The sequence below is a fragment of the Chitinophaga sp. genome, from assembly GCF_036569125.1.
Taxonomy (GTDB): domain Bacteria; phylum Bacteroidota; class Bacteroidia; order Chitinophagales; family Chitinophagaceae; genus Chitinophaga.
Window position 1 is genome coordinate 1 of the sequence record NZ_DATCRF010000020.1, and the last position, 4,176, is coordinate 4,176.

Below are 4,176 nucleotides of genomic sequence, written 5' to 3' on the forward strand. Positions count from 1 at the left end.
CTGCGGCAGCTTACACAACTGTTTTGCCAGCCGGGTATAATAACCTGCAATGGTAGCGCCCAGGCCACGGGAACCGGAGTGCGTTAACAAGGCCAGGTAAGTTCCCTTTTCAATGTTCAGGGCTTCATCCCGCTCTGCAAATTCAATTTTACCAAATTCTACAAAGTGGTTACCACCACCGGAGCTTCCCAGCTGAGTCCAGGCTTTATCATGCAGCTGTTTAATGAAGGGGGTTAAGTTAAACTCATCCCGTTCCAGCACCGCATGGTCGGCCTTATGCTGGCCGTGGAAACCCGCGCCTGCACCAAACTTGGTATGGGCAATCAATTCACGTTTATACTTGGCCGTATTTTCCAGGAAATGCGTTTCCGGTATATCAAAAATGGTTAAGGCCATCCGGCAACCAATATCCACACCCACACCGTAGGGGATGATAGCGTTTTTGGTAGCCAGCACACCGCCTATTGGCAGGCCGTAACCCTGGTGCGCATCCGGCATTAAAGCACCGGCTACCGTTACCGGCAGCTTCATGGCAGTAGCCATTTGCTTACGGGCGCCTTCTTCAATATGTGCAGCGCCGTAGATAGCATATTGCTTTGCATCTGCATTCAGGGCTATGGTACCATCTGCAGCAGCATTGGCATCTTCAATTATAATAGTAGCCAATGCTTCCAGTGCTTCATGGTCCAGGTAATTTTCCGGCTGCTCTTTCACTGCTTTTAACAGCGCCAGCGCAGCGGCGGTTTCCATACCAGCCATGGCAGGCTGCTGCAGCAATTCCAGCGCAGCGCCTAACGCACGGCCCTGCGGGTAACCAATGGCTAAAAGATCTTTACCGTTTATAGTTGTTTTCATGATTATATTTTTTGTTGGTATAACACATCCCGCATGTTTATGAGGATGGCTGTAACCTTTTCTTTGTCCGGCGCTGCCGGTAAATTGCTGTTAGCATAGGCGCTGGTTATTTGTTCCATTAACCCGTTGGCCATTTGCAGCAGCGCTTCGTATTCCCGGTTACCGGCTTTTATGGCCAGCAATTCTTCGCGGTTGTTACGCCTTACCTGTAAGCGGCCGGTAGTGGCTATTTCCAGGGCCACCTGCAGCAGGCGTATGGTGTGCATCATGTTCTTGGCATCGTAACCTTTACCATGTTCCAGGTTGTTCAGGTAGCGGTGCTCATTGCGTTGCTCCACCCAATCCCAGTACTCTTTGTATTCTTTACAGTAAGCGGAATAACTTTCCACATTAAAGTACAAATATGCTTTTTCAACAGCGCCTTTGGGTATGGATGACAATACCACATCATTTGCAGTATCGCTGCTCACCACGCCCCTGTACCCGGTTTCAGCATAAAACAACGCGTACAATCCTTTTGCATGTGTAATGCTGCTAAGGCCACATTGCTCCTGCGTATAACCCTGCGCCTGCAGCCATTCCCGCAGGGGAACCGTACCGGCTCCTTTTAAAATAAAACAAAAGTCAAGCACTGTTTTACGTTCCGGCTCCACCGGGTTCACGATCTTCTTTTTGTAACCTCTTGCTTTTTTTATCTGCGTGATGGCATATCCTGCAAAGGTATCTTTACAAAGCCGGGACAGGAACAGGCCGATGTGCAATTGTTCCATTAGCGGGTGCCGGTACAGCACGCAATCATCCGGCGTAGCCAGCAGCTCCAGTATATTCGGGTTGTTCTTCAGCAACAGCTCTACAAAACGGCCCAGCTCATAATATACTTCATCATTGGTTTCATTGCTAAGCTGCTGTTCATAATCCAACCCGTAAAACTGTTCCCGCGGCACATAATAAACCCCTTTCAGGTCGGTATCCGAAGTCGCGGTATCCAGGCCGTAGGCCTTGCTGCCGCTGATACATTCAAACAGCAGCCATCCCTTTGCCTTCATTTCTGCTATAGTCATATAACTGCAGGGTTTGTATGAAAAAAGCGTTCAGCGGCGCCACCTCAAAATAATTCTTTTCAAAATTGCCGGACAATGTTTCTATCCGGGCAAATTCGTTCTTTATCCAGGCATGCAGTGCGGCCGGTATGTTTATCAGCTGGCCTTCCACGGCTGTTGTTTTCCAGTTTATAAGCTCCTTTACCTGCGCCTTCAGCTCCGTGGGCAACAGCTCCATCAAAGGCGCTATTGTCATGGGCGCTATGCGGTTTAATTCCAGGTTCCATTTGGCAGCCAGCAAGGGCCGTAGTACGTAAAAGAGCTTTTTAATTTTTATCTCATCTTCAGTTTCCATAGTAGCCAGCGCACTGCTGGCTATGCCCAGGTAGTGATGGATGTTAGACCTGCGGCCAAAATACTGCGGGCACAAGCTCCACAATGCCTCCCTGAAACCCGGCTGCTCCAGATATATTACAGGTGATTGCAGCCATTCAAAAGGGGTAGTGTTGGATTTCTTTATCAGCTGCAGCACTTTACGCAGGTCCCATCCGTAAACATCCAGCTCATCATTTATTGGAAAGCTCAGATCATCCTTACTGTTCTCTATCGACAAATAATCTGCGGTATTCCGTATGTAGATGAACCTTACGTCATAATCACTATCGGGCGATGGAAAGCCCCAGGCGCGACTGCCGGATTCGCAGGCAAACAGCAATCGTATGCTGTTTGCCTGTGTTATATGTTTTAGTTTGTTTATTATAGTTTCACGCATCTCAGTTCATTTAAACGGTTCCTAATCCACCAGCAGCCTGGTAACTGCGGCAATGTTACGCGCCCACTCCAGGGTGTAGCTTTCATCGGCATCTGCTGTTACCAGCTCCTCCAAATGTTGTGCTTCGGCTTTTATACGCAACAGCTGGCCGATGGTTAATTTACTGTTCAGGCGTTTTAACATGTTGGTTACGTTCCTGGTATCCAGGTTTTGTACCACCTGGCCATCGAACGGTAATTCCATCCATACTATTTCTCTGGCAGCTACTACCAGCACCCCAAATACCAGGCCTTTATCCAGTCCGCCGGTAATACGCACCTGGTGCTGCACACAGGACGGATCATAAGCCACACCTGTTCTTTCGGAGATCTTCATCGGGTGGCGGCTGTTCATCCAGCCCACTACCATGTTCGGCGTAAGACTACCGATGCTAAAGGCATTGCAGGTAAAAGTAACATACTGCGCGCCTGCCTTTTGCAGGGCATCCAGGTCAATCTCTATATACTCTGCTGTTCCTATTTTATTCGGTATGCTACGGATATCACCGCTATGTTTACAACCGGTTACTACCAGTGAGCTATAAGAGCAACGTTCTGCTTTATCAGCATAAGCCACCATACAGCTCAGGTCCATATCCATACGCTGCGCCGGCAGGCCGGTACCCCATTGCATGAACAGGCGTACGGTGTTTCCTTCTACATTAAAACGGGTTCCCATTAAAGCGGAAGGTAAGTCCTGCACAGTAGCACCGCGGTCACCGATCGGCAACGGTATGTTAAACAGCTGTTCATCTATATAGATGGTTTTAGCAGCTGTTTCAATTGCGGCAAAACGTTTTTTTACTGCCAGCACACACAGGTCCACCACGGCTTCTTTCATCGCATTCAGCTCTTCCGGTGTATACAGTTCCAGCAGCTTGTTGGCCGGCACTCTTTTGCTTACGCCTCCCAGGGGTTTTACAGTACGCTCGTTAGCCGCATCAAAATACATCTCTGCATACATGCTCAGGGTAAATACCAGGCGGGCCGGTACTTTATCAACAACTTCTGCAAAAGCGGCAACCGTTATTTCGCTGCCAAACCACAACATGTTGGCAAACAGGGAGCGTGCAAACAAACCCGGACGTTCTTTCAACAGCTCAAAAGTGCTTTCCGCATCAAAACGCAGGCGGTAATGTTCCACGTAGGCCTGCCATACATCGTACTCCTGTTTATAGAATTTATCCATCAGGATACGTAGCTTTTCAAAGCAGGCGCGTTTGCTGTATTCTGCCAGGCGCAGGGCACGGATAAAACGTACCCACATACCACGTTTGGCGTGCATCATTTCACACATCTGTACCGGTTCCAGGTTCATATTGTTTAACCAGTTAGCTACCATCAATCCCTCTTTACGGGAGTATTTCAGCTTCAGGTCTGCTTTACTTTTTACGCGCCCCTGTGCACTTTCATCCAGCTGCCATACAATGTGCCGGTTGTTACGCGCGGTACGTTTGATAATAGTTTTAGG

The 4,176-nt window shown here is 48.7% G+C and carries 4 protein-coding genes; all 4 read right to left on the reverse strand.

Going from position 1 to position 4,176, the window contains the following annotated elements; all coding sequences use genetic code 11:
- Positions 1-855, reverse strand: an 855-nt coding sequence (locus VIM87_RS00675) for an RtcB family protein (protein WP_331995101.1), incomplete at its 3' end; no start/stop codon positions are given.
- Between the two features lie 2 nt (positions 856-857).
- Positions 858-1,916 carry a DNA polymerase beta superfamily protein gene (locus VIM87_RS00680; RefSeq protein WP_331995102.1) on the reverse strand — a complete coding sequence of 353 codons (1,059 nt, stop codon included), beginning with the start codon at positions 1,914-1,916 and terminating at the stop codon, positions 858-860.
- Positions 1,873-2,667, reverse strand: coding sequence for a nucleotidyltransferase domain-containing protein (locus VIM87_RS00685; RefSeq protein WP_331995103.1), 795 nt, complete (start codon positions 2,665-2,667; stop codon positions 1,873-1,875). The genes VIM87_RS00680 and VIM87_RS00685 overlap by 44 nt, the downstream gene beginning before the upstream one ends.
- A gap of 21 nt (positions 2,668-2,688) precedes the next feature.
- Positions 2,689-4,176, reverse strand: a 1,488-nt coding sequence (locus VIM87_RS00690; RefSeq protein ID WP_331995104.1) for a hypothetical protein, incomplete at its 5' end; no start/stop codon positions are given.